Raw genomic sequence first — 23,710 nt, forward strand, 5'->3', positions numbered from 1 at the left:
CTCTGACTTGGATGGCAATGTTCGGATCTAGTTGAGGTTCACATGGGAAAGAAGTATTGGCTGGCATTGGCAAACCTGATGTGGCTGGGCTGTTTGCCGCTGGGGCAGGCACAGGCCACCGAGACCCCCGTGGTGGTGAGTACTGCGATAGGCACCCATGAATGGTACAGGGATAGCAGAACCGAACAGGCAAGAGAGGAGTTGGAACATCAGTTGCAAGAGGCTGCACTGGCCCAGTTGCATCCTGAATTTCAGCGTTTGTGGCAACGGCTCAATGCCATGCCCGAACAGGGACGGGGGCCTTTCTATGATGAGGCTTTCGGCAAGCTGGCCCGTTTCCAGCAGCAGTGGCGCGCCATGGACCTGGTCTCTCGCGAGCAACTGAAGACCCAGAAGCTGGATCTCTCCCAGTCGTCGGATCCGGTGGAAAATCGCGGCGACCTGTTCGATCAGGTGCGGGCGCTGCGACCGCAGGTAGCCGAGTATGAGGCAGTGCGAGCCAAGGTGCACAAGCTGCTGGCGCTGCCCATGGCCACGACCTGGCCAACCCTGGCCATGCCGACCCTGCGCAGCGGCGATACCTCCGCGGAACTGGGCCAGATCCGCGCCATGCTCAATGAACTCGGCGATGCGGCACCCGCCCATCAGGATCAGGCTTATGATGCCGAGACCGAACAGGCCATCAAGCTGTTCCAGCAGCGGCACGGTCTGACTGCCGACGGCATCATAGGTCGCCGTACCCTGGCCTGGCTCAATACCGGCCCTGTGGTTCGTGCCAGTTTGCTGCTGCGCAATCTCTGGCGCCGGGATCTGGTGGATCAATTGGTCGGCAGTCGTTATGTGCTGGTCAACATTCCCGATTATCGCTTGAGTGTGGTTCAGGGGGGCGGCGAGGTATTCACCAGCCGGGTCATCGTCGGCAAGGAAGAGCGGGAAACCCCTATCCTGGCCAGCGAGATCCGATCCGTGGTGATCAATCCGGCCTGGCATGTGCCCAGATCCATCTTGAACAAAGACATATTGCCGAAAATGAGTCGCGATCCCAGCTACTTGTCCCGCGAGCAGTTCGAGGTGACCGACAGTGCCGGCAATCCACAGTATCTCACCGAGGAGCAGTGGCACCAGGCCCTGGCTCAAGGCTTCCCCTACCGCCTGCGGCAAAAACCTGGCGATCACAATGCGCTGGGTCGCTACAAGTTTTACCTGCCCAACAACGATGCCATCTATCTGCATTCGACTCCGCGCAAGGGGCTGTTTGAACAGGGGGCCCGGGCCTTCAGTTCGGGCTGCATCCGGGTTGAACATGCCGATGATCTGGCCGAGTTGCTGCTTGCCGATTCCCGCTATCAGCCAGACAAGGTCGCCAGCCTGCTCAAGGAAGAGAAGACCAAGTGGCTACCGCTCAGTACGCCAACGCCGGTATTTACCGTTTACTGGAGCAGCTGGCTCGACGAGCAGGGTCGTCAGCAACTGCGCAACGATATCTATGGATTTGATCGGGTCAGCTATCAGAGCCGTGCCTTGTGATCCCGTGCACAATCTAGCAAGCCCGGCTCAGGCCGGGCTTTTTGTTGGCGGATTAAGGTTTGACATGAAAGGAAGGCGGCGGTTAAGTTCGAGCGGTTGTCTTAAATTTATTCACACTCAGACGGAGCCGACATGCTCGACAAAGAGATAAGCCGACGCCGCCTGCTACTGGGGGCTGGCTGTGTGATGGGGGCCAGCCTGCTCTCCTTTCCCGCCCAGGCGAGCCGCAGCACCAACAGTCGCGATTTGAGTTTTTTCAACCTCAACACCGGTGAGCGGGTCAAGGCCAGTTACTGGGAGAAGGGGCGTTATCTGCCGGACGGTCTGGCCGAACTTAACCATCTGCTGCGCGACTACAGGCGCGATGAGGTGTTCAACATAGACCGCAAGCTGTTTGATCAGCTCTATCTGCTGCAACAGCGTCTCGGCCATCAGGGCGAGATCCAGCTCATCTCGGGTTACCGCTCTCCGGCCACCAATAATGCCAAGCACAGGCGCAGCAAGGGCGTGGCGAAGCACAGCTATCATGTACTTGGCCAGGCGGTCGATGTGCGGCTGCCGGGGGTGCAGCTTGCTCAGTTGCGCAAAGCGGCGCTGCAATTGAACGTGGGTGGCGTGGGGTATTACCCCCGCGACAATTTCGTTCACCTGGATACGGGTCCAGTGCGCAGCTGGTAGACCCAGTTGGTCTCATTGGCTGACAGGGGCAAGGGGAAGCTGCTAGGCTTGATGCCTCATACAGAGGAGAAGAATATGAAGCAGATCCTGGTAGGTGCCTTGGTGGCCCTGGTATTGACAGGTTGCGGCAAGGTCAACCGTGATAACTACGACAAGCTCAAGATGGGGATCAGCTACAGCGAGGCGAGCGCCATTCTTGGCAAGGCGGACAGCTGCGATGATGCCCTTGGCACGACCAGCTGCATCTGGGGCGACAAGCAACAGAATATCAAGATCCGTTTCATTGCCGACAAGGCGACCTTCTTCAGCTCCGACGGGATCAAATAAGCCTGCCAACAAAAAAGCGCCATTTGGCGCTTTTTTTGTTGGCGGTTTTTCAGCGGGCCAGCAAGGCGTCTACTGCTTAGTGGGAAGCATACTGGTAGTTGAAGGTGGGCAGTCCCCATTTGAAGCGAACCGCGAGCAGCCGCAGCACGAAGCCAATACCAATGGCGCCGAATGCCGCCCAATCATTAGGCAGACCCTGTGCAAGAGCCAGGCAGTAAAGCCCGGCCGTGATGAGGGAGACGCCGGCATAGAGCTCACGGCGAAACACCAGCGGGATACGCTGGCACAGCAAATCGCGCAGCACACCGCCGAAGACCCCGGTGACCACGGCCATGATGCAGGCGATACCTGCGCCATGGCCCATCTCCAGCGCCCTGGCTGCGCCAAAGATGGAGAAGACCACCAGTCCCAGGGCATCGAGGGCCATGAACAGCTTGCCGAGGTAGCGCATCAAGGGGGCGCAGATGACGCTGACCAGGGCGGCGCCAGCGACCAGCACCACGTAGAGGGGGTGCTCGACCCAGAGCAGGGGATAATGCCCCAGCAGCACGTCTCGTATGGTACCGCCGCCGATGGCCGTCGCCGACGCGATGATGACGACGCCAAACAGGTCCATTCGCCTACGGCCCGCCGCCAGCGCGCCCGTCATTCCTTCGGCGACCAGGCCGAGCAAGAAGAGTGCATGTAACATAAGAAATACCCGGGTTCGAGAAAGGCCCGCATCCTAACAAGCCTGTGCCAGCCCTACAAGCACTCTCATATTCACATTAGATTAAGTAATGAAAAGGGGGCTATCGCCCCCTCTTTTACTTATGAAACTATCCCCTTAATCTCTGATCTGCTCATCCCGGTACTGATCGACCCACATGGCGGTGGCGCCACAGATGGCCACCGGCATCACGAACAGGTTCACCACGGGAATGGCGGAGAAGAGGGTCACCAGGGCGCCGAAACTCAGGCACTTGCCACGGCGCTGCTTGAGGGCATCGCGCATGGTGACGAAGTCTATCTTGTGGTTGTCAAAGGGGTAGTCCACATACTGGATGGCCATCATCCAGGCGCTGAACAGGAACCAGATCAGCGGGGCCAGGGTCTGGCCCACGACCGGGATCAGGAACAGGATCAGGCAGCCAATCGCCTTGGGCAGGTAATATTTCAGCTTGGTCCATTCGCGGCCAAAGGTGCGCGGCACATCCCGGACGACGTCGAGCATGCCGGTTTCGGCGCTGGTCTGGCCGGTGAGCTGCTGCTCTACCTTCTCGGCCAGCAGGCCGTTGAAGGGAGCGGCCACCCAGTTTGCTACCGAGCTGAACAGGAAGGAGAAGACCACCAGTATGGTCAGCAGGGCGATGGGCCAGAGCAGGTAATCGAGCCAGGATAGCCAGGAGGGGATCTGCTGGTGCAACCAGGCGAACAGGCCATCGAGCTGCAGCAGCAGGGCGTAGAAGGCACCGGAAAACAGCAGGAAGTTGACCAGCAGCGGGATCAGCACGAAGGTGCGAATACCCGGTTGACGGATCAGCGAGAAACCGCGCAGGAAGTAGTCTGCACCGCTGATTGAGTCTTTGACTAGGGGGCGTGATTGGCTCATATGAGCTCCATCCATGACAGGGAACAGCCTGCATATTACAAACAAGCCATTGATTTGGTAAAGTCATCGACCCGCCGCCCCACTATTTAGTCCGGATATAGGCCTACATGCGTCTGAAATTGATCAAGCTCGCCGGCTTCAAGTCGTTTGTCGAGCCGACCAAGATAGTGCTCAGTGCTGACATGACCGCCATAGTGGGTCCCAACGGCTGCGGCAAATCCAATGTGATAGACGCCGTGCGCTGGGTGCTGGGGGAGAGCTCGGCCCGCCATCTGCGCGGCGAGAACATGACAGACGTCATCTTCAATGGCTCTCTCAATCGCAGCCCCCATGGCCGCGCCTCGGTCGAACTGGTGTTCGACAATCCCCACAACAGAGTGCCAGGTGAGTTTGGCCGTTTCAGCGAAATCTCGGTGCGCCGCGAGGTGCTGCGAGATGGCAGCAACCATTACGAAATCAATGGCCAGAAATGTCGGCGCAAGGATGTCACCGATCTCTTCCTCGGCACAGGTCTTGGCCCGCGCAGCTACGCCATCATAGAGCAGGGTACCGTCAGTCGCCTGGTGGAGTCGCGCCCGGCAGATCTCAAGCTGTTCATGGAGGAGGCCGCAGGGGTCTCTCGCTACAAGGAGCGGCGCCGGGAGACCGAACTGCGCATTCGTCATACCCAGGAGAACCTGGAACGGCTCGGTGACATTCGCAGCGAGCTGGGCAGCAGGCTCGACCATCTGCGAGCCCAGGCACAGACCGCCGAACACTACACCCAGCTCAAGAGCCGCTCGCGCGCCGCCCGCGCCGAACTGATTGGCTCCGAGCTGTGGGCGCTGGAGACCCGCTTGGCCCAGGCCAAGGAGGAGCTGGCCAAGGTGGATCTTGCCATTGCCGCCCTCGATGCCAAGCGCAGCCAGGACGATAGCCACCACATCAGCCTGTCGGTGGCCCGCCAGGAGGCCCAGGCCGAGCAGACGGCGCGCCAGCAGCAGCTCTTCCTCGGAGGGCAGGCCATCGCACGTCTCGAGCAGCAGCAACTTCATCGCGATGAACTGGGGCGTGACTGGCAGACGCGCAGCATCGCACTGACCGAGCGCATCGAAGGGCTCAAGGGGCAACTGGCCGAACTCTTGACCGAACAGGCCACCCAGGCGCTGACGGCCGAGCAGGAGGAGGCCCGGCTCGAGCAATGTGAGCAGTTATTTGAGGAGCAGCAGGTGCGGCGCTTGGCTGCAAGCGAAGCCCTGGAGGGCGCCCGGGCGCGGCAACAGCAATGGTTGCAGCAACAGGCTCAGCTGCAATCCAACCTCAATCAGACTCGCACTCAGCAAAATGGTCTGCAGGAGCTGCAGGCCAAGACCCGGCTTGCTCGCCTCAAGCTCGAGGAGGAGCAAGGGGATCCCCTGGCCGGTCAACCGGACTTGCAACCCGCACTGGAGGCTCTGGGCCGCGAGCTCGAGCTGACCCGCGCCAAGAACGGGGAGCTGGCCGAGTTAGTCCGCGCGAGCAGTGCCCATCATCAGAGGCTCAATGAACGGCAGCAGCAACAGACCAGTCTGCTGCGCGAGCTCGATGCCCGGCTCACCACCCTGGATCAGATCCTGGGTCCGCAACTGGGCGGCGACAAATTGGCCGATGGCTTGCAGGTTTCGCCAACCTGGGCCCAGGCCCTGGACAAGGTACTGGGTCGCTGGATCACGGCCAGCGCGGCTGATACTTGCCCCGAGGGTCATGAAGGGCTCTGGATTGGCCCGGCGGAACCCGCTGTGCCAGGCACGCTGGGGGCTGAAGTGGCGGGGACGCATATCCCGGCATTTCTCAATGGCATCTGGCTGGCGCAGGATTTGGCGGCGGCCCATCAGCAGCAAACACAGCTGGCGGCGGCGGAGTCTGTGCTCACCCCCGCAGGAGACTGGCTCGGGCGCAACTGGGCCGATTTGGGTCAGGAGGGTGCTCTGGGTCCCCTGGCTCTGCAAGGGGAGCGGGAACGATTGCACCAGGAACGCAGCCAGGCCGATGGTGAGCGCCGCAGGCTGATCAATGCCCTGCAAGAGGCCGATAGACTGCGAGTGCAACAGCAGGCATCCCATGAAGCGCAAAGCCGGATGCTGGCCGAGCAGGAGCTGAACTGGCAGCGCCAGCGCGAAGCCTGGAGTCAGCAGCAGGGGCAGCGCCAGGAGCGGTTACTGCGCCTGGGCCAGCTTGGTGAGGAGCTGCGCCGCCTCGATGCCGAGCAGGCATCTGAGTCCAGTCGAAGCGAAGCGCTTGCCCGGGAGTTTGAGCTGATTGATGCCCAGTTGCAGGAGCATCTGGCGCAAGGAGAGGCTGAGCGTGAAGCGCGGCAACTGGCAGAGGAGCTGGGACGGCGAGCCGAGCAGGAGCTGGAGGCTGCGCGGGGGCGCCGCGAGCAGCAACTGGCGAGCAGCCAACGCTTGCAGCTGGCACGTCAGAATCAGCAGCAGATCATTGCGCTGCGCGAGCAAGAGCTGGCAAGGCTCGGCTTGGAATTGGCGCAGCTCAAGGCCCCGCAACAGACAGTGGGTCAGGATCTGTCGCCCCTGCTCAATGAACAGCGCAGTCTGGAGACGGCGCAACTGGCCTGCCATCAACGCATCGCCGAGCTTGATCAGACGTTGGCCGAGCTGGAGCTGACCCGGGCAGCGGATCGCAACGTGCTGGTGACGCTGCAAGAGCAGTTGGCCCAGCTGCGCCTCGAGCGTGAACGCAACCTGACCCGTCGTCAGGGGCTGCATGAGCAATTCGAGGAGTTGGGGGTGCGGCTGATCGATCTCGACCAGGCGGTGCTGATCGCCGCCAATCGCACGGCCCTGCGCCAGGAGATCCAGACTCTGGAGAGTCAGGTGGCTGCACTTGGTGCCATCAATCTGGCGGCACTGGCGGAATATGAGGAGGCGAAAACCCGGGCCAGCTACCTGGAAAATCAGTGCCAGGATCTCGAGCAAGCCTTGGAAACCTTGGGCCAAGCCATTAAAAGAATTGATAAAGAGACACAAATACGCTTCCGTGACACTTTCGATAAGGTCAATGAAGATTTAAAATCCCTGTTCCCCAAGGTGTTTGGGGGCGGGAGCGCTTGGCTGGAGCTCACATCCGACGATCTTTTAGAGGCCGGGGTGAGTATCATGGCAAGACCTCCGGGTAAGAAGAATGCTACCATTGCCCTGCTTTCCGGGGGGGAGAAGGCCTTGACCGCGCTGGCGCTGGTTTTTGCCATCTTCAGACTCAATCCAGCGCCTTTCTGTTTGCTGGATGAGGTGGATGCACCGCTCGATGAAGTGAACGTCGGTCGCTTCTGTTCTCTTGTCAAAGAGATGTCGAGCACAGTACAGTTCGTTTACATCAGTCATAACAAGGTCTCCATGGAGATGGCTGAACAACTGATCGGCGTAACGATGCAAGAGCCTGGTGTCTCACGCATTGTCTCGGTTGATATCGGTGAAGCCGTCGCTTTGGCTGAGCAAAACTAGAAAGAGAAGCAGCTAATGCAGGAATTGCGTTACATCTTGGTCGCCTTGGGCGGGATTGCCATAGCGGCATTGCTCATTCACGGGTTGTGGAGCAACAGGAAGAATCGTCAGTCCCCGATCAAGGAGAAACCCTTGAACCGGATGGACACCAAAGCACGGGATCGTGATAGCGATGCCTTCGATAGCGACGGCGTTGGCCAGGTTCGCGTGGTCAGTGCTGGCCGCCGTGCTGAGCCCAAGCTGCAGCCCGAAGCCGCGCCTAGCCATGACTACCTCGATGATGATGAGGACGAGTTGCCGCCGCCAGCCCCGCGCAAACCGGTCGCCCGTCCCGTCGCGCCGCCTCCTGTCTATGACGAGGAGGAGGAGATCTACGAGGAGCCAGCGCCTGCGGAGCCTGTGCGCAAGCCCGCCCAGGTCAATCGCCGCACCCCTGTCTATCGCTCTCGTCCCCAGCACGAACCCGCGTTGCAGCCGTTTGACGACGAACCTCAGCCCGAGCCGGCCTACACCAGTGGCCTCAGCTTTGGGGAACAGACCGTGCGTGCCGAACCCCGTCAGGCGCCAAAGCATGTCGAACCGCAGTTTGATGAGCCCCAGTTTGAGCCAAGGGCAGAGGCGAGAGTGCAGCCCCGCGCCGAGGCAAGGGTCGCGCCCGTGCAGGCACCTGTCTACGCCCCCGTCTATGACGAGCCAGAGCAGGATCGCGCCCCCGTCGAAAAGATTTGGCAGGATGTCTATGTGATCAACCTGATGGCTCGCCCCGGTCAGGAGCTGCAAGGGGCTGCCTTGTTGGCCTCCCTGCAATCCCTGGCATTCAAGTTCGGCGAAATGGATATCTTCCACCGCCACGAAGGGCTCGATGGGCACGGTGAAGTGCTGTTCTCCATGATCAATATGGTCAAGCCAGGTACCTTCAATCCGTACCGTATGGAGCAGTTCAATACGCCTGGGGTCTCCCTGTTCATGCAGCTGCCCCTGCGCAGCAATGTGGCCTTCGCCTTCGAACACCTGTTGCAAGCCGCCGATCAGCTTGCCAGCGATCTGGATGCCATGCTGACCGACATGGAGCGCAGCCCGCTCAGCGATGAGACTATCGACCGGTATCGCCGTGAATTGGCCGCCTTCGAGGCCAGCCGCGACTGAGAGTCCCGCGCTATCGAGTGAATAAAAAGTGCGGTACCTGGGTGCCGCATTTTTATTTGTCCGCCTAACTTATTATTTCCACCACAGTCGAGATTTTTTCATGAGCGAATCCCTCACCCGCCACCGTCAACTGTGTGAACTGCTTATCGACTATGGCCATCAGTACTATGTGCTGGATAATCCCACTGTGCCTGATGCCGAATATGACCGCCTGATGCGCGAGCTGATCGCGCTGGAAAGCGAGCACCCCGAGCTGAAAACCCCAAGCTCCCCCAGCGTGCGGGTCGGCGGTGCGCCACTGACGGCCTTCAATCAGGTGCGTCACGAGATCCCCATGTTGAGTCTGGACAATGTGTTCAGCAGCGAAGAGCTGGTGGCGTTCGAGCAGCGCATGAGGGATCGCCTCAAGCGCGAGGTGAGCTTCACCTTCTGCTGCGAGCCCAAACTGGACGGTCTGGCGGTGAGCCTGCTCTATGTGGAGGGGCGGCTGGTGCAGGCGGCGACCCGGGGCGATGGCAGCACGGGGGAGGAGATCACCGACAACGTGCGCACCATCAAGGCGATCCCGCTGCAGCTGCGTGGCCAGGATTGGCCCTCCCGGCTGGAAGTGCGCGGTGAGGTATTCATGCCCAAGGCCGGTTTTGAGGCGATGAATGAGAAAGCCCTGGCCGAGGGGGAGAAGGTGTTCGTCAACCCGCGCAATGCCGCTGCTGGCAGCCTGCGACAACTCGACTCCCGCATCACGGCGAGCCGCCCCTTGAGCTTCTATGCCTACGGGGTTGGCATTGGCGGCGAGCTGTTAGGCGATTCCCACTTTGCCCGGCTCTGCCAACTCAAGGAGTGGGGCCTGCCCATGAGCCCCGAGGTCAAGTTGATGGAGGGGGCGGCGGGTTGTCAGGCATTCCACGACGACATTCTGACTCGCCGTGACGCCCTGAAATATGAAATTGACGGGGTCGTCTACAAGGTTGACAGCATTCCTCTTCAGCAAGAACTCGGCTTCGTGGCCCGCGCCCCGCGCTGGGCCACCGCCCACAAGTTCCCGGCCCAGGAGGAGATGACCCTGCTGGAGAACGTCGAGTTCCAGGTCGGTCGTACCGGTGCCATCACCCCGGTGGCCAAGCTCAAGCCCGTGTTCGTCGGCGGCGTCACCGTCTCCAACGCGACCTTGCATAATGCCGATGAAATCGAGCGTCTTGGCGTCATGATCGGCGATACCGTGATAGTACGCAGGGCCGGGGACGTGATCCCCCAGGTGGTGGCCGTGGTGGCTGCCCAGCGTCCCGCGGATGCCCGGGAGATCCTTTTCCCCAGCGCCTGCCCCGTGTGCGGCTCGGCGGTGGAGCGACACGAGGGCGAGGCGGTGGCCCGCTGCGCCGGTGGCCTGTTCTGCGAGGCGCAGCGGGCCGCTGCCATCAAGCATTTCGCCGCTCGCCGCGCCATGGATGTGGATGGTCTGGGTGACAAGATAGTGGATCAACTGGTGGACAAAGGGCTGGTCAAGACGCCAGCGGATCTGTTTGGCCTCAACGCCATCCAGTTGGCGGGTCTGGAGCGGATGGGACCCAAATCCGCCCTCAATCTGGTGGCCGCCATCGACAAGGCTCGCAGTACCACCCTGCCCCGTTTCCTGTTTGCCCTTGGCATTCGCGAAGTGGGCGAGGCGACGGCCCTGAACCTGGCCAATCATTTCCTGACCCTGGATGCCCTGCGCGCCGCCAGCGTCGAGCAGCTGCTAGCCGTGCCGGATGTGGGGGAGGTAGTCGCCAAGCATGTCTACTACTTCCTGCGCCAGCCCCACAACATCGAGGTGCTCGACGCCTTGCTGGCCGCCGGTATCCACTGGCCGGAGATTGAGCGCAAAGAGGCGGCCGAACAACCTTTCGCGGGCAAGACCTTCGTGATGACCGGCACCCTCACCACCCTGTCACGCAACGATGCCAAGGCGGCCCTGCAGGCCCTTGGCGCCAAGGTGGCCGGTTCTGTGTCGGCCAAGACGGACGTGCTGGTGGCCGGTGAGGCGGCGGGCTCCAAGCTCATCAAGGCTCAGGAGCTCGGCATCACCATCTGGACCGAGGAGCAGTTGCAAGCCGCTATCCAGCCCTGAGCAGGATCCCTTGCCTGAGACGCTGCAGACCCGGCCTTGGTCGGGTCTTTTTGTTGATGGGTTCTTCCCCTTGTCTGCCCGCGCCTGTGAGCGGCGCCCACGACGCCCAATCCATTCAACCCCTCTTTCATCTGCTGCGGCAGCACATTGCTGTCGCTATACAGTCTCCCATTCTGGCGCCGCCGCGTTGCCCTGCTGGTCGCAGATCGGCAGTGATCGCGGTTGGCATCAGGGACCACAAATCTTTGTGAGGGAGGGATCAGCTCCTAGGCCAGAGTGGCTCTGGCCTAGCGGTAAAAAGTGCTCTTTTGACGCTGTTTCCTAACTGAGCAGCTGGCGAAAAACCTGTCCTGGATCAAGAAAGCGCCTTCGGCTTTGGGGCCTAATAGCCACCACATATAGGGAATTAAATAGATAAACATCCCATATGTTGTGTTTGTAAGCTGTGGATAACCTCAGCACTCCCAGATGCCAGCCAGGGGCCCAAGGCCCGGCTGGTCTCGTCTCGCCCTCGCGAGCCGAGGCAGGCCGGGAGCGTTTATCGGGTCGACGAGGTGCGGCCATTTTGCGGGGATGAGAAATGAAACCGGTAGTGATCAAACGTGATGGATGCCGTGCGCCTTTTGCTGTCGAACTGATTGCAGCCGCCGTCGGGCGAGCAGCCCAAGCGGTCGGCCAGGGGGATCTCGGGTTGGCCAATACGGTCGCCATGGCCGTGGCGAGGGAGCTTGAGGGGCGCGCCGAGGTCGATATTCACGAGATCCAGAACCGGGTCGAGAATCATCTGATGGCCTCCGACGACAAGGCCATCGCCCGCGCCTATATCGAATACCGTCACGACCGGGATCAGGCTCGGGAGGCCCGTGGCCGCCTGGCCCAGGAGATCCGTGGCCTGGTGGAGCAGACCAATGCGGCCCTGCTCAACGAGAATGCCAACAAGGATGCCAAGGTGATCCCGACTCAGCGCGACTTGCTGGCCGGTATCGTCGCCAAACACTACGCCATCAGCCACATGCTGCCCAAAGCCGTGGTGCAGGCCCATGAGCGCGGCGATCTGCACTTCCACGACCTCGATTACTCCCCTTTCTTCCCCATGTTCAACTGCATGCTGATCGACTTGCAGGGGATGCTGACCCACGGCTTCAAGATGGGCAACGCCGAGATAGATACGCCCAAGTCGATCAGCACGGCGACCGCCGTCACGGCCCAGATCATTGCCCAGGTGGCGAGCCACATCTATGGCGGCACCACCATCAACCGCATCGACGAGGTGCTGGCGCCTTATGTCACCATCAGTTGGCACAAGCACAGGGAGGTGGCCGAGGAGTGGGGGATCAAGGACGTGGATGCCTACGCCATGGCGCGCACCGAGAAGGAGTGCTACGACGCCTTCCAGTCCCTGGAGTACGAGGTCAATACCCTGCACACCGCCAACGGTCAGACCCCCTTCGTCACCTTTGGCTTTGGTCTGGGGGACAGCTGGGAGTCGCGGATGATCCAGTGTGCCATCCTCAGCAACCGCATCGCCGGCCTTGGCAAGAACCGGAAGACGGCGGTGTTCCCGAAACTGGTGTTCGCCATCAAGGACGGTCTCAACCACAAGGTGGGGGATCCCAACTACGACATCAAGCAGCTGGCTCTGGAGTGCGCCACCAAGCGCATGTACCCGGACATCCTCAACCACGATCAGGTGGTCGAGGTAACCGGCTCCTTCAAGACGCCCATGGGCTGTCGCTCCTTCCTCGGTGCCTTCGAAGAGAAGGGCGAGCTGGTCCACGAGGGGCGCAACAACATCGGGGTGGTGAGCCTCAACCTGCCGCGTATCGCACTCAAGTCCAGGGACGAGAGTGATTTCTGGTCACTGCTGGATGAGGCGCTTGAGGTGGCAAGAGAAGCCCTCATGTATCGCATCGAGCGCTTGGAGGGAGTCAAGGCCCGGGTCGCTCCCATCCTCTACATGGAGGGAGCCTGCGGGGTGCGTCTCAAGGCCGATGACAACGTCAGCGAGATCTTCAAACATGGCCGCGCCTCCATCTCGCTCGGCTACATCGGGGTGCACGAGACCATCAACGCCCTGTTTGGCACCGATGTCCACCTGTTTGACAGCGCAGAGTTGCAGCAGAAGGCCATTGCCATCATCGCCCGCCTCAAGGCCGCGACCGAGCAGTGGAAGGAGCAGACCGGCTATGGCTTCAGCCTCTATTCCACCCCGAGCGAGAACCTCTGCTCGCGTTTTTGCCGCATGGATGCCAAGGAGTTCGGCCTGGTACCCGGGGTGACCGACAAGGGTTATTACACCAACAGCTTCCATCTGGATGTGGAGAAGCAGGTGAATCCCTATGACAAGCTCGACTTCGAGGCTGTCTACCCGCCGCTGGCCAATGGTGGCTTCATTTGCTACGGCGAGTATCCCAACTTGCAGCACAATCTGGAGGCGCTGGAGAACGTCTGGGACTACAGCTATGACAAGGTGCCCTATTACGGCACCAACACCCCCATCGACGAGTGCTACGAGTGCGACTTCACCGGCGAGTTCGAGTGTACCTCCAAGGGGTTCACCTGCCCGCGCTGCGGCAACCACGATCCGGCCAAGGTCTCCGTGACCCGTCGGGTGTGCGGCTACCTCGGCAGCCCGGATGCGCGTCCCTTCAATGCGGGCAAGCAGGAAGAAGTGAAACGCCGGGTCAAACACCTGTGATCGAGCATGACGGGGCCGTTGGTTGCTGATGGAAATGAAAGGGCTCTTTTTGAGCCCTTGTTGATTGCGGTCAGCCCCGAAGATGGCGGCGCTGGCTCGACAGTAATGCCGGAGGCCGCCGTTATCGGCTCTTTAACCGGTATTGGATGCGAGAAGAAGAGGGGGGGAGATGCACTACCACAAATATTACCCGGTCGATGTGGTCAATGGTCCCGGCACCCGCGCCAGTCTGTTTGTCTCCGGCTGCGTGCACCAGTGTCCCGGCTGTTACAACCAGAGCACCTGGCGCCTCGATGGTGGCAAAGCATTCGATTCGGCCATGAGCGATCGCATCATCGCGGATCTCAACGATGGCCGGATCAAGCGTCGTGGCTTGACGCTCTCGGGGGGCGATCCGCTCCATCCTGCCAATGTGCCTCAGGTGCTGGCGCTGGTGAATCGGGTACGAGCCGAGTGCCCGGGCAAGGATATCTGGTGCTGGACCGGTTATCGGCTCGAGGCGCTTGATGAGGCGCAGTGGCAGCTGGCAGCTCTGCTGGACGTGCTGGTGGATGGTCGATTCGAGCAGACGCTGGCCGATCCTGGCTTGTTGTGGCGGGGCAGCAGTAATCAGCAGGTTCATCAGATCGCGGCGCTGATCCGCTCTGCGCCACTGCGCAATCTGCTCTGATGGGGACGCGGGGCAGGGGCTGCTGTCATTTGGCCCCGACTTAGCCTTTGCCAATTGCTGACTGTGGGCTTACTGTTAGGCATCAAACTCACAGGAGAATGTGATGAACAACGTGCTTAAAATCTTGCTTGCCATCTTTTTACCCCCGGTCTGTGCCTTTATCCAAGTAGGATTTAGCCTGCATTTTCTGATCAACATAGTGCTGACCCTGCTCGGCGGCCTGCCCGGCATGGTGCATGCGCTCTGGCTGGTGGTCAGCGACAAGCGCGCCTGATCCAAGCAAGTCCTTTGCATTTTGAGCCAACCCGACCGGGTTGGCTTTTTATTTGCTCAAATGGGGTTGATTCGTGCCAGCAACCGGCGGACAACCATGGCGGTTGCTGGCGCCGTTTCATCCTAGTCTGATGCAACAGGGCGCGTTGAATGCGTGTGAATGTCCCGCTTGGGCCGCCGTGCTCGGCCTGCTTGGGGGCTGCGGCCCCGAGCCCCGTGACGCTGAACCAGCCGCCGCTCGATATGACCTGGGATCAGTCGCCCCGTGGGGGTTGCGGCAAGGGGGGCAATGAAGGGACATGTGGCGATCCGCTGCCTTATCAACCCCAATGGCAAGCTGTTCAGCCCGGAGATCCTGGCATCTGAGCCCCCGGCATGCGGCACCCGCCTTGTCGGGCTTGGCCAAGGTGCGCTATCGGGCCGCCGAGCAGAACCCGGGCGCCATACCGGTATGCGTCGTGAGTCGCTTCAACATCGAGGTGAAATAACAAATCCCGGCCAGGCCGGGATTTTTCATTATTGCTGTTTGCAGTCGCTATAGACGTTTTGCCACTCCCCAGCCTTGTCGCGCATCTCGACAAAACCTTCCTCTCCCTTGTTCCACCAGACGGCCTCATGCTCATCGGTATAGCGGACCCCCGAGGCCGAGACGACCTGGGGAAGGGTGTAATCCTTGCCATTTGGCAGGGCCAGTTTGACGAAGCTGAGGCTGTCATCGGAGAGGCCAAAATAGCTCACCTGGACCTTCTGATCATTGGCACATTGATAGGCGATGGGGTCGCCTCCTGTGACGGTGAGAGTATGGGGGGCCGGGGCACAGCCAGCGAGACCGAGCAGCAGGGCGCCCGGCAGAGAAAAGCGCAGAAATATCACAATGAAGACTCCATCAATGAGGTTCGGGTTCGACTGAACCCATAGCCTGACCCTAAAGCCTAACAGAGCAGAATATTCAGGCAAGGGCTAAGGGGTCCGGGTCGGTCGTACCATGACATCAGGGACCAGGTTGCGACATTTTTGAGCTGATGCGGCCCCACCGGTGGCTCTGTTCATGATGGCGGGGGCCGCATCTTTCCCAAAAAAGCCCCGACAGGTGTCGGGGCAAAACAAAGCTCATCCATGGGCTCATTACAGTAGTCGAATAGGGGTCAGTGTCCGAAGCGGGTCGCCTCGAATCGATTGAGGAGATGATGAAGCAAGTAGCAAACCAGCAGGGTCGCCACGATGGCAAACATGATGCTGCTGACCCGATAGAGAGCACTGAACACCAGATCGTTACCCGGTGTCAGGTACTGGCCGAACAGGATGCCCAGGGTGGTGAGCGCGCCGAAACCGACCCCGGAACCGCTGGCTTCCTTGACATGGGCGTGGCTGAACAACATAGCGCCCAGCCAGAGCAGAGGGGCGACCAGGATCAGCTGTCCTGACCAGTCATAGAGCACCAGCTGGCTCAGGATCCCGAAGCTGACACCGAGCAGGGTGCCCATGGCACGGCGCCGTGCATAACCGAGGGCACCGTTCCAGTGCATGGGAAACAGCACCAGCAGTGTGGTGGCCTGGGCCGACATGGAGTCGCGCAGGTCGAATATCTGGAACACCATGAAGGAGAGGGTCGCAACGCCAGCCCCCAGCAGCGCTTCATGTCGCATCCGGTGTGGCGCCTTGGGCTGGGCCGTGGGACGGGGGCGGGGCTCCACATCTGGCAGCAGGGCGGTCATCAGGTAGGCAATCAGCACTGAGAGCACGCTCGCCCATATATTGCTGAAGATGAGATCATTGAGATCCGTACTGGGGTAGCTGGCAAAGTGCAGCATGATGCTGAAACTGAGCACGCCGTTGGCACCGAACAGAAACAGACTGCCTCTGGACATGGCGGCAAAACGATAGAGGAACAGCAGGAAGGCAATGGGAGTCATCAGGGCGGGATGAGCCCCAAACAGGCCGCCGAGCAGTCCGACCTCCAGACCACAGGTGACCGCAGAGGCGATCAGCTGGCGGGCGGCATGGCCGTTCATCACAGGCACCATGCCCAGCAGCAGCATGGGGGTGACGGTGAAGAAGACACCGTAGTTCCAGCCAAACAGCTTGCAGAGCAGAAAGCCGATGGTGCTGCCAAAGGCGATGCGCAGACATTGGCGCAATTCGTTGCCCGTCAGGGGCCTGTGCCATAAAACCGGGTTTATCACTGTGCTGTTTGCCATGGTGCGGGCTCGGTCAGTCATGAATCAATAGATGTAGTGCAGCAGGCTGAGCAGCCGGATCTGGCCACGGGCGAACAGGGCTGCCAGCCCATTGTCCGGCAGCAGCTGGACGGTGGCGCGGGCACCGGTGGGCAGTCCCAGCGGCATCTTGTCCAGGGTCAGGTGCAGGCGCAGGCGCTGGGCATCGCGGACCCAGCGATCCGATTCGATCGGGTTGGCGAGCAGGCCGTTGGCATCGAACTGGCCGGCACTGACCCCGGCATCCAGGCTGCTGACCCTGGCCTGAAAGATCTGGCCAGGTTCACCGTCGAAGGCAACCAGTGCCTGGGCGTTCGGACCGACATTGCGCAGACTCTTCTCGCGAAAATCGGCAATGAGATCCACCTTGTCCGATACCAGCGCCAGCAGGGGCGAGCCAGCCGCAGCGAAGCTGCCGTGCTTGAGCTGCATATTGGTCACTATGCCATCCTGAGGAGCCATGACCTGGCTATAGGCGAGATTGAGTTCGGCCTGGGCCAGCTTGTTGCGGGCTTGACGCAGGCGAAGGTTGTCGGCCCCGGCCAGGCCGCGACTGACCTTGATCTGCTCGAGACGAGCCTGACTTGCCATCAGGTTGGCGCGGGCGGTCAACCAGGCGCTGTTGGCCTGATCCCGCTGCTGGGTGGAAACCAGCTTCTGGGCGAACAAGGTATCCAGGCGACGGGCATCCCGGGCCTTCTGATCCAAGTCTGTCTGGTTGGCACTGACATCCGCCTTGGCGGCCTCCAGGCTGGCATCGAGTTGGCGGTTGTCCTGCATGGCCTGATCGAGGGCGAGCTGGGCCTGCTCTACCGCGAGGCGAAACGGCTCGACATCCAGGGCAAACAGCAGATCACCTTGCTTGACCGCCTGGTTGTTGTGCACCGCCACCTCGGCTATCTTGCCGCTGACCTGGGGAGTGATGCGAGTGACTGTCCGGGTTGCCATGGCCTGGGGGGTGAGTGGCATCTGAATGTCGGCCAGCAGGAAATAGGCAAAAACCAGCACGAAGCCCACCATTGAGTACTTTATCCAGCGGGCAAATTGTTGATCCGGTGTCATCTTATTCTCTCTCTTCACTCTGTTGTTCCAGCTTGTCGATGGCATTGGTCGATATGCGGGTAATGATCTCTTCGAATTTGGCCAGCTCCTGCTTGCTGATGCCGCCGAGCAGCTCGCGGCGTACCACCATGATGCGATCCTCTATCTGATCGAGCAGCGCCTTGCCCTGCGCAGTCAGGCTGACGATGCGGGCCCGCTTGTCCTGATGGCAGCAGTGACGCTCGATCAATCCCTGCTCTTCCAGCTGGCCCAGGGTGCGCATCAGGGAGGGGAGTTCTATCTCCAGGGCTTCGGCCAATGTCTTCTGGCTGAGGCGATCGCCCAGGCGAGAGAGCTTCCACAAGGCGGTCCAGCGGGGATGGGTCAGGCCAAGGGGGGCCAGCTCGTGATCGGCCACGGTGCGCCACAGTCGACTGAGTCGTCCCAGCTGCTCTGCCAATGACAACTCACGCAGTATTTCCAGATCCTTGACCATATTTCACCCTCCACTTACTTAGCATGCTAACCATTATATTTAATTAGCAGGCTAAGTAAATAGTGTGATCGAGATCTTGTTTAAGCGGGGCATGGAGCCTGGGAGAGGCGGCGGTGTGGCGAGGGGGCGCCGCTGGCGGATGGCGGCCAGGCCATGGCGTTTAAGGTTTTAATGATTTTATATGCCTTTGTAGCCGGGCTAACCGACAGGCAGGGGGAGGAGCACTAGAGTAGCGCCACCTCACACGCTGGAGCATAACAATGAAAAGCCTCTCTACCTCGAAAGCCGCCCCCTGGGGCAATCAACAAATCGCCGGCATGCCCATGATGATCTTTCTCGGGCTTGCTGCTTGCGTCCTCTTTTCAGGCTGGAACGGATCCCTGCCGCTCGGCATGGTCGGCGCCTTGGCGCTGATGTTCGTGCTCGGCACCCTGCTGACCGAGCTGGGGGATCGCATCATGCCCATCCGGGAGTACCTGGGGGGCGGCACCATACTCGCCATCTTCGGCGGCGCCGCCCTGTTCGAATACCGGATCCTGCCGGTCGAGGCGGGTCAGGTGATCATCGGCTTCATGAAGGAGGGCGGCTTTCTCAACTTCTTCATCGCCAGCCTGGTGACCGGCTCAGTGCTTGGCATGAGCAGTGCCCTGCTTAAAAATGCCGCCATGCGTTACCTGCCGGTGATCCTCGGGGGGGTCGCCCTGGCCCTGCTCAGTGTCGGTCTGGTTGGTAGCCTGATGGGTTACGGCTTCAAGAATGCGGTGTTGCTCATCGGCCTGCCCATCATGGGGGGCGGCATGGGCGCGGGTGCCGTGCCGTTGGTGGAGATCCTCTCTGGCCCGTTGCAGATGTCCAGTGCGGATCTGCTGTCGCGCATGGTTCCCGCCGTGGTGATCGCCAACACCCTGGCCATTCTGGTCGGCACTCTGCTGGTACGGCTCGGTCGTCGCTACCCCTCCCTGACCGGCAATGGCCAGCTGATGATCAAGGAGATAGAACAGGAGGTTGTCGAGGAGCAGGTTGAGGCGCCGACCCTGGAGAGCCTCGGCATGGGGCTCTTCATCAGCTCCAGCATGTTCGTGCTCGGCTCCCTGCTCGGAAAATTCATCCCCATGCACCCCTTCGCCCTGATGATACTGGCGGTTGCCTTCATCAAGGTGAGCGGCCTGCTGCCCCGCCGTTACGAGCGCGCCGCCGCCGATTGGTACCAGTTCGTCGTCACCAATCTGACCCCCTCCCTGCTGGTGGGGATAGGCGTCGCCTATACCAGCATCCCCGAGCTCATCGGTGCCTTCTCCGTCACCTACTTCATCATGGTGCTGGTCACCGTCATGGGCGGTGCCCTGGGCGCGGCGCTGGTGGGGCGCATGATAGGTTTCTACCCCATAGAGGCGGCCATCACCGGTGGTCTCTGCATGGCCAACATGGGCGGCACGGGGGATGTGGCCGTGCTGTCGGCGGCCCAGCGCATGAAGCTGATGCCCTTTGCCCAGATCTCTTCCCGCCTCGGGGGGGCCGTGATGCTTATTCTGGCCACCGGACTTATTTCTCTGCTCGCTTGAAAACCTGATACAGGAAACGAATATGAACGACATCATGATGGGCACCAGCCTGCCCTATGCAGAACGCAAGCGACAGGGCCTGATGGGGCGCATGCCCCATAAAGAGGAGTCCCTGGCCCAACAGCGCCGCCGTATCTACCGTCTGATCTGCGCCATGCAGAGTCCGTTCGATCAGCACCTGCTGCTGCGCCAATTGCAAGAAGACAACCCTGTGCTGTTTTATGATCTGGTACGCCACCACCTGCCGGAGCTGTTGCCCATCATCTACACCCCGGTGGTGGGGGAGGCGTGTCAGCGCCACAGCGATCTCTATCTGCGCAGCCACGGGCTCTATCTCTCCTGGCATGACAGGGACGATCTGGACGCCATCTTCGCGTCGGTGGAGCAGGAGGTGGACGTCATCGTCATCTCCGATGGCGAGCGGGTGCTGGGGCTCGGCGATCTCGGCATCGGCGGCATGGGGATCTGCATCGGCAAGCTGGCGCTCTACTCCGCCGCCGGGGGCATCAACCCGGCGCGAACCCTGCCGTTGTGCGTCGATGTGGGTACCAACAACCCCGAGCTGTTGGAGGATGACTCCTACCTCGGCTGGCAGGCCAACCGGGTCGATGGCGAACCCTATTACCACTTCATGGACAAGGTGGTGGCGGCCATTCGCACCCGCTGGCCCCAGGTGGTGTTGCAGTTCGAAGACTTCGCCGGCAAGCATGCCGCCAATCTCCTGGCCCGTTATCGCGATGAACTGTGCATGTTCAACGATGATATTCAGGGCACGGCGGCAGTGGCTTCCGCTTGCGTGCTGGCAGGTTTGCAACAAGCTGGCAGTGCCCTGGCCGATACCCCTGTGCTGATCGTCGGTGCCGGTTCGGCGGGCTGCGGCATCGCCGCCATGCTGGCCAGGCTGGCGGGTAGCCCGGATCGGGTGCAGCTGTTTGATCAGGATGGCCTGGTCTGCCTGGACCGCGCCAATCTGACCTCCTCCCAGCGCCCCTTTGCCCGCCCCCCACAAGAGGCCTGCGCCGAGCTGCCCGGGCTCATTGAGCGGCTGCGCCCCGGCGTGCTGATCGGGGTGAGCGGCCAGGGCGGCCTGTTTGACGAGGCCGTGCTCAGCGCCATGGGAGAAGCGTGCGAGCGCCCCGTGATCCTGCCGCTCTCCAACCCGACCCGCAGCGCCGAAGCGACACCGGAGCAGGTGTGGCAGGCCATCGGGGGGCGCGCCCTGCTCGCCACCGGCAGCCCCTTTGCCCCCGTCACCGTGGATGGGGAGGCGCGGGTGGTCTCCCAGTGCAACAACGTCTATGTCTTCCCGGGCATTGGTCTGGGGGCCTGCGCCGTCAAGGCGCGCCGTATCAGTGACGGCATGTTGCAGGCGGCGGTGCGGGCGGTAGGCGCCTACCCGCTGACTGAGGGGCGGCTATTGCCCCCCATCGAGCAGGTGGGGGAGGTGGCGCGCGCGGTTGCCAGGGCCGTGGCCCTCACCGCCCGTGACGAAGGACTGGCGGATTTTGGCGGCGATCCCGCGCCGCTCATTGACCAGACCTGGTGGCGTCCGCACTATTGGTCAGCGTCCTGATGTTGCAAGGCTAATCGATGAAACTGCGTCACCAACTGGTCACCCTCTCCCTCGGGCTCTCCTTGCTGCTGATCCTGATCCTTGGCAGCCTGCTCGCCCTCTTTATCCGCCACCTGCTGGAGAGCAACTTGCAGGAGAGCGGTGGCGATCTGGCACGGGTGCTGGCGGCGGACAACCGGGTGGTGCAGGCCCTGCAGCAGGGCAGCGATCCCGGTTTGCGCGACTATGTGGAGGGGATCCGCAATCGCACCGACGCGGCCTACATGGTGGTGACCGACGCGCATGCCCGCCGCCTCAGTCACCCCTCGCCCGAGCGCATCGGCGGCCTGTTCCGTGGTGAAGATATCTGGCCTGCGCTCAACGAGCGGCTCAGCTACTGCTCCAAGGATACTGGCACCCTTGGGCCGTCTATCCGCTGTTTCTCCCCCGTGATAGGGGCGGATGGACGCGCCCTCGGCGCCGTGGTGGTGGGTTACCTGATGCAGACGGTGGAGGGCATCTATCTGGAGCGGATCACTCTGCTGGTCTGCGCCATCCTTGCCGTGCTGGGCTGTGGCCTGCTGCTGGCTCTGTGGGTACTGCATCTGCTGCGCCGCACCCTGCTGGATCTGGAACCCGAGGCCATCGTCAATCGCTTCATGTTGCAGGATCTGGTACTGGAGCATATTTCGGAGGGGGTGATTGCCCTGGACAACAGGGGTCGCATTCGCATGCTCAACAGCGCCGCGGTTTACCAGCTGCGTCTGCCCGGCACCGGGCGTCATGCCCTGCTGGGGCAGCCCCTGGCGGAGCTGTCGCCGCTGCTGGCCCCGGTGTTGACCCAGATGGAGACCGAGCTGGGTTTCACCGTGCACGGGGAAGCATTCGTGGGGCGCTGGCAGGCGGTGGAGGGCAAGGTGCCCGGTCGTCTGCTCATCTTCAGTCGACCCGAGGTGACTGGCAGCCTCGGCATGCAGGTGACCCATCTGCGCCAGTATGCCGAGATGCTGCGGATGCAGACCCACGAGTTCGCCAACAAGCTGAGCAGCCTATCCGGGCTGTTGCAGCTCGGTCATGTGGATCAGGCGGTGGAGCTTATCCAGCAGGAGAACGAGGCCTGCCAGACCATGCTGCAGGATCTGCTGCGAGCCATCGAAGACAAGCCGGTGGCGGGGCTCATCCTCGGCAAGTTCAGCCGGGCGCGGGAGCTGGGGGTGGAGCTGGTGCTGGATCCCGACTCTGCGCTAGGGGAGTATCCGGCGGCGGTGTCGGCGGATCTCATCACCCTCATCGGCAACCTGCTCGACAACGGTATTCGCGCCGCCTGGACCAACCGCCAGCAGCGCCCCCCCCGGGTGCTCATCTCGCTGGATGACTTCGGGCGGCGATTGGTGATCGAGGTGGAGGACAGTGGTGAGGGGCCGGATGAGGCGCAGGCGGATCACCTGTTTGATTACGGCGTCAGCCGCCAGACCGGCGATCACGGGGTGGGCCTCTTCCTGGTCAAGGAGACGGTGGCCAGACGAGGGGGTGTGATAGAATGGCGTCGCACCGCCGAGCAGACCACTCTGTTCGGTATCTATTTGAATAAAAACCAATTGGTGTGAGTTATGGCGCCCATTTTCACGCTGGTGATCGAGGATGACGAACGGATTGGTGCCATCTTGGCCGAGCTGGTCTCCTCCACCCCCGGATTTTCCCTGTTGGGGCGGGCCGAAAGCCTGACCCAGGCTGACCTCATGATGCGTGCGGCCCAGCCGCAACTGCTGTTGGTGGATATCTCCCTGCCCGATGGATCAGGCCTCGAATGGGTAAACCGGCTGCGCAGCCACAATCGTGAGGCCTACGTCATCATGGTGACTGCCTCCTGCGACGTTGAGACCATACAGCAGGCCCTCAATCTGGGGGTGCAAGATTACATCATCAAGCCGCTGCGGCTGTTTCGCGTTCAGCAGAGCCTGGACGAGATCCTCACCCTGCATCGCCGCCTGTGCGAACAGGGTCCGTTTGAGCAGAGCGATCTGGACAAGCTGATGGGCAAGGGGCGGCCCCAGGCCAGGGAGGTACGCGATACCCCCAAGGGGATCGATGCCATCACCCTGCGCCAGGTGCTGGAACTGCTGGCCGGTGAGCCGGAGACCGCATTTTCCACCGATACGGTGGCGCTGCGACTCTCCCTGAGCCGCACCACGGCGCGCCGCTATCTGGAGTATCTGGAGTCTGAAGACAGGGTCGATGTGGATCTCAACTACGGCCAGCGTGGTCGGCCGGAGCGGCGTTACCACTGGCGCCAGGGCAGCTGAGTCGGCGCCTCTTTGACAGCACAATACAAAAAGGGAGCCCAGGC

At 61.4% G+C, this 23,710-nt stretch carries 19 protein-coding genes; 13 read left to right on the plus strand and 6 right to left on the minus strand.

The window, feature by feature from the left end:
* The first annotated feature begins 42 nt into the window (after positions 1-42).
* The 3 genes from ACSMDR_RS15500 to ACSMDR_RS15510 all read left to right on the plus strand — a co-directional run bounded on the left by ACSMDR_RS15500 (position 43) and on the right by ACSMDR_RS15510 (position 2,532).
* Positions 43-1,527, plus strand: a complete 1,485-nt coding sequence (locus ACSMDR_RS15500) for a L,D-transpeptidase family protein (RefSeq protein WP_436468823.1) — start codon at positions 43-45, stop codon at positions 1,525-1,527.
* A 132-nt stretch (positions 1,528-1,659) separates the two neighbouring features.
* Entirely contained in the window at positions 1,660-2,205 is a 546-nt protein-coding gene (mepK, locus tag ACSMDR_RS15505) for a peptidoglycan L,D-endopeptidase MepK (protein WP_005892151.1), read from the plus strand.
* A 75-nt stretch (positions 2,206-2,280) separates the two neighbouring features.
* On the plus strand, positions 2,281-2,532 hold the full coding sequence (locus ACSMDR_RS15510) for a DUF3862 domain-containing protein (protein WP_436468824.1): 252 nt from the start codon (positions 2,281-2,283) through the stop codon (positions 2,530-2,532).
* Between the two features lie 76 nt (positions 2,533-2,608).
* Here ACSMDR_RS15510 and ACSMDR_RS15515 read toward each other — a convergent pair whose 3' ends face one another.
* Together ACSMDR_RS15515 and cysZ are read right to left on the minus strand one after the other, a co-directional pair.
* Entirely contained in the window at positions 2,609-3,223 is a 615-nt protein-coding gene (locus ACSMDR_RS15515) for a trimeric intracellular cation channel family protein (protein ID WP_436468825.1), read from the minus strand.
* Between the two features lie 135 nt (positions 3,224-3,358).
* Positions 3,359-4,123 (minus strand): sulfate transporter CysZ, encoded by a 765-nt coding sequence (gene cysZ / locus ACSMDR_RS15520; protein WP_005898354.1) that lies wholly within the window; start codon positions 4,121-4,123, stop codon positions 3,359-3,361.
* A gap of 107 nt (positions 4,124-4,230) precedes the next feature.
* On the opposite strand from cysZ, the gene ACSMDR_RS15525 reads away from it, so the two are divergent.
* From ACSMDR_RS15525 to ACSMDR_RS15550, 6 genes are all read left to right on the plus strand, one after another.
* Complete coding sequence (locus tag ACSMDR_RS15525; RefSeq protein ID WP_436468826.1) at positions 4,231-7,602, plus strand: AAA family ATPase; 3,372 nt, start codon at positions 4,231-4,233, stop codon at positions 7,600-7,602.
* 15 nt (positions 7,603-7,617) lie between these two features.
* Positions 7,618-8,748, plus strand: coding sequence for a cell division protein ZipA (zipA, locus tag ACSMDR_RS15530; RefSeq protein ID WP_005898350.1), 1,131 nt, complete (start codon positions 7,618-7,620; stop codon positions 8,746-8,748).
* A 100-nt stretch (positions 8,749-8,848) separates the two neighbouring features.
* Positions 8,849-10,855, plus strand: coding sequence for an NAD-dependent DNA ligase LigA (gene ligA / locus ACSMDR_RS15535; RefSeq protein WP_436468827.1), 2,007 nt, complete (start codon positions 8,849-8,851; stop codon positions 10,853-10,855).
* A 580-nt stretch (positions 10,856-11,435) separates the two neighbouring features.
* A complete protein-coding gene (nrdD, locus tag ACSMDR_RS15540; protein ID WP_436468828.1) occupies positions 11,436-13,553 on the plus strand; it encodes an anaerobic ribonucleoside-triphosphate reductase in 2,118 nt (705 codons plus the stop codon).
* A gap of 169 nt (positions 13,554-13,722) precedes the next feature.
* Entirely contained in the window at positions 13,723-14,223 is a 501-nt protein-coding gene (gene nrdG, locus ACSMDR_RS15545; protein WP_436468829.1) for an anaerobic ribonucleoside-triphosphate reductase-activating protein, read from the plus strand.
* A gap of 103 nt (positions 14,224-14,326) precedes the next feature.
* A complete protein-coding gene (locus ACSMDR_RS15550) occupies positions 14,327-14,497 on the plus strand; it encodes a YqaE/Pmp3 family membrane protein (RefSeq protein ID WP_005898342.1) in 171 nt (56 codons plus the stop codon).
* 515 nt (positions 14,498-15,012) lie between these two features.
* Here ACSMDR_RS15550 and ACSMDR_RS15555 read toward each other — a convergent pair.
* From ACSMDR_RS15555 to slyA, 4 genes are all read right to left on the minus strand, one after another.
* Positions 15,013-15,369 carry an MliC family protein gene (locus tag ACSMDR_RS15555; protein WP_005898336.1) on the minus strand — a complete coding sequence of 119 codons (357 nt, stop codon included), beginning with the start codon at positions 15,367-15,369 and terminating at the stop codon, positions 15,013-15,015.
* A gap of 272 nt (positions 15,370-15,641) precedes the next feature.
* On the minus strand, positions 15,642-16,694 hold the full coding sequence (locus tag ACSMDR_RS15560; RefSeq protein ID WP_436468830.1) for a DUF2955 domain-containing protein: 1,053 nt from the start codon (positions 16,692-16,694) through the stop codon (positions 15,642-15,644).
* 24 nt (positions 16,695-16,718) lie between these two features.
* Positions 16,719-17,774 (minus strand): HlyD family secretion protein, encoded by a 1,056-nt coding sequence (locus ACSMDR_RS15565; protein ID WP_005898331.1) that lies wholly within the window; start codon positions 17,772-17,774, stop codon positions 16,719-16,721.
* Between the two features lies 1 nt (position 17,775).
* Positions 17,776-18,249 carry a transcriptional regulator SlyA gene (slyA, locus tag ACSMDR_RS15570; protein ID WP_005898329.1) on the minus strand — a complete coding sequence of 158 codons (474 nt, stop codon included), beginning with the start codon at positions 18,247-18,249 and terminating at the stop codon, positions 17,776-17,778.
* 260 nt (positions 18,250-18,509) lie between these two features.
* On the opposite strand from slyA, the gene ACSMDR_RS15575 reads away from it, so the two are divergent.
* The 4 genes from ACSMDR_RS15575 to ACSMDR_RS15590 are packed head-to-tail and all read left to right on the plus strand — an operon-like array spanning position 18,510 to position 23,666.
* On the plus strand, positions 18,510-19,811 hold the full coding sequence (locus ACSMDR_RS15575; RefSeq protein ID WP_436468831.1) for a 2-hydroxycarboxylate transporter family protein: 1,302 nt from the start codon (positions 18,510-18,512) through the stop codon (positions 19,809-19,811).
* Positions 19,812-19,833: 22 nt separating this feature from the next.
* A complete protein-coding gene (gene maeA, locus ACSMDR_RS15580) occupies positions 19,834-21,384 on the plus strand; it encodes an oxaloacetate-decarboxylating malate dehydrogenase (RefSeq protein ID WP_436468832.1) in 1,551 nt (516 codons plus the stop codon).
* Between the two features lie 17 nt (positions 21,385-21,401).
* The gene (locus ACSMDR_RS15585) at positions 21,402-22,970 is read left to right on the plus strand and encodes an ATP-binding protein (RefSeq protein WP_005898321.1); all 1,569 of its coding nucleotides are present in this window, start codon (positions 21,402-21,404) and stop codon (positions 22,968-22,970) included.
* A gap of 3 nt (positions 22,971-22,973) precedes the next feature.
* Complete coding sequence (locus ACSMDR_RS15590; protein ID WP_005898319.1) at positions 22,974-23,666, plus strand: response regulator; 693 nt, start codon at positions 22,974-22,976, stop codon at positions 23,664-23,666.
* Positions 23,667-23,710 lie beyond the last annotated feature (44 nt).

The sequence above is a fragment of the Aeromonas molluscorum genome, assembly GCF_051376105.1.
Lineage (GTDB): Bacteria > Pseudomonadota > Gammaproteobacteria > Enterobacterales > Aeromonadaceae > Aeromonas > Aeromonas molluscorum.

What these genes read in the sequence shown, in the direction of transcription:
- ACSMDR_RS15575 (WP_436468831.1), top strand. Translation starts at nt 18,510, where the DNA reads ATGAAAAGCCTCTCTACCTCGAAAGCCGCCCCCTGGGGCAATCAACAA.
- maeA (WP_436468832.1), top strand. Translation starts at nt 19,834, where the DNA reads ATGAACGACATCATGATGGGCACCAGCCTGCCCTATGCAGAACGCAAG.
- slyA (WP_005898329.1), bottom strand. Translation starts at nt 18,249, where the DNA reads ATGGTCAAGGATCTGGAAATACTGCGTGAGTTGTCATTGGCAGAGCAG.
- ligA (WP_436468827.1), top strand. Translation starts at nt 8,849, where the DNA reads ATGAGCGAATCCCTCACCCGCCACCGTCAACTGTGTGAACTGCTTATC.
- ACSMDR_RS15500 (WP_436468823.1), top strand. Translation starts at nt 43, where the DNA reads ATGGGAAAGAAGTATTGGCTGGCATTGGCAAACCTGATGTGGCTGGGC.
- ACSMDR_RS15590 (WP_005898319.1), top strand. Translation starts at nt 22,974, where the DNA reads ATGGCGCCCATTTTCACGCTGGTGATCGAGGATGACGAACGGATTGGT.
- zipA (WP_005898350.1), top strand. Translation starts at nt 7,618, where the DNA reads ATGCAGGAATTGCGTTACATCTTGGTCGCCTTGGGCGGGATTGCCATA.
- ACSMDR_RS15560 (WP_436468830.1), bottom strand. Translation starts at nt 16,694, where the DNA reads ATGGCAAACAGCACAGTGATAAACCCGGTTTTATGGCACAGGCCCCTG.
- ACSMDR_RS15515 (WP_436468825.1), bottom strand. Translation starts at nt 3,223, where the DNA reads ATGTTACATGCACTCTTCTTGCTCGGCCTGGTCGCCGAAGGAATGACG.
- ACSMDR_RS15510 (WP_436468824.1), top strand. Translation starts at nt 2,281, where the DNA reads ATGAAGCAGATCCTGGTAGGTGCCTTGGTGGCCCTGGTATTGACAGGT.
- ACSMDR_RS15525 (WP_436468826.1), top strand. Translation starts at nt 4,231, where the DNA reads ATGCGTCTGAAATTGATCAAGCTCGCCGGCTTCAAGTCGTTTGTCGAG.
- mepK (WP_005892151.1), top strand. Translation starts at nt 1,660, where the DNA reads ATGCTCGACAAAGAGATAAGCCGACGCCGCCTGCTACTGGGGGCTGGC.
- cysZ (WP_005898354.1), bottom strand. Translation starts at nt 4,123, where the DNA reads ATGAGCCAATCACGCCCCCTAGTCAAAGACTCAATCAGCGGTGCAGAC.
- nrdG (WP_436468829.1), top strand. Translation starts at nt 13,723, where the DNA reads ATGCACTACCACAAATATTACCCGGTCGATGTGGTCAATGGTCCCGGC.
- ACSMDR_RS15565 (WP_005898331.1), bottom strand. Translation starts at nt 17,774, where the DNA reads ATGACACCGGATCAACAATTTGCCCGCTGGATAAAGTACTCAATGGTG.
- nrdD (WP_436468828.1), top strand. Translation starts at nt 11,436, where the DNA reads ATGAAACCGGTAGTGATCAAACGTGATGGATGCCGTGCGCCTTTTGCT.
- ACSMDR_RS15585 (WP_005898321.1), top strand. Translation starts at nt 21,402, where the DNA reads ATGAAACTGCGTCACCAACTGGTCACCCTCTCCCTCGGGCTCTCCTTG.
- ACSMDR_RS15550 (WP_005898342.1), top strand. Translation starts at nt 14,327, where the DNA reads ATGAACAACGTGCTTAAAATCTTGCTTGCCATCTTTTTACCCCCGGTC.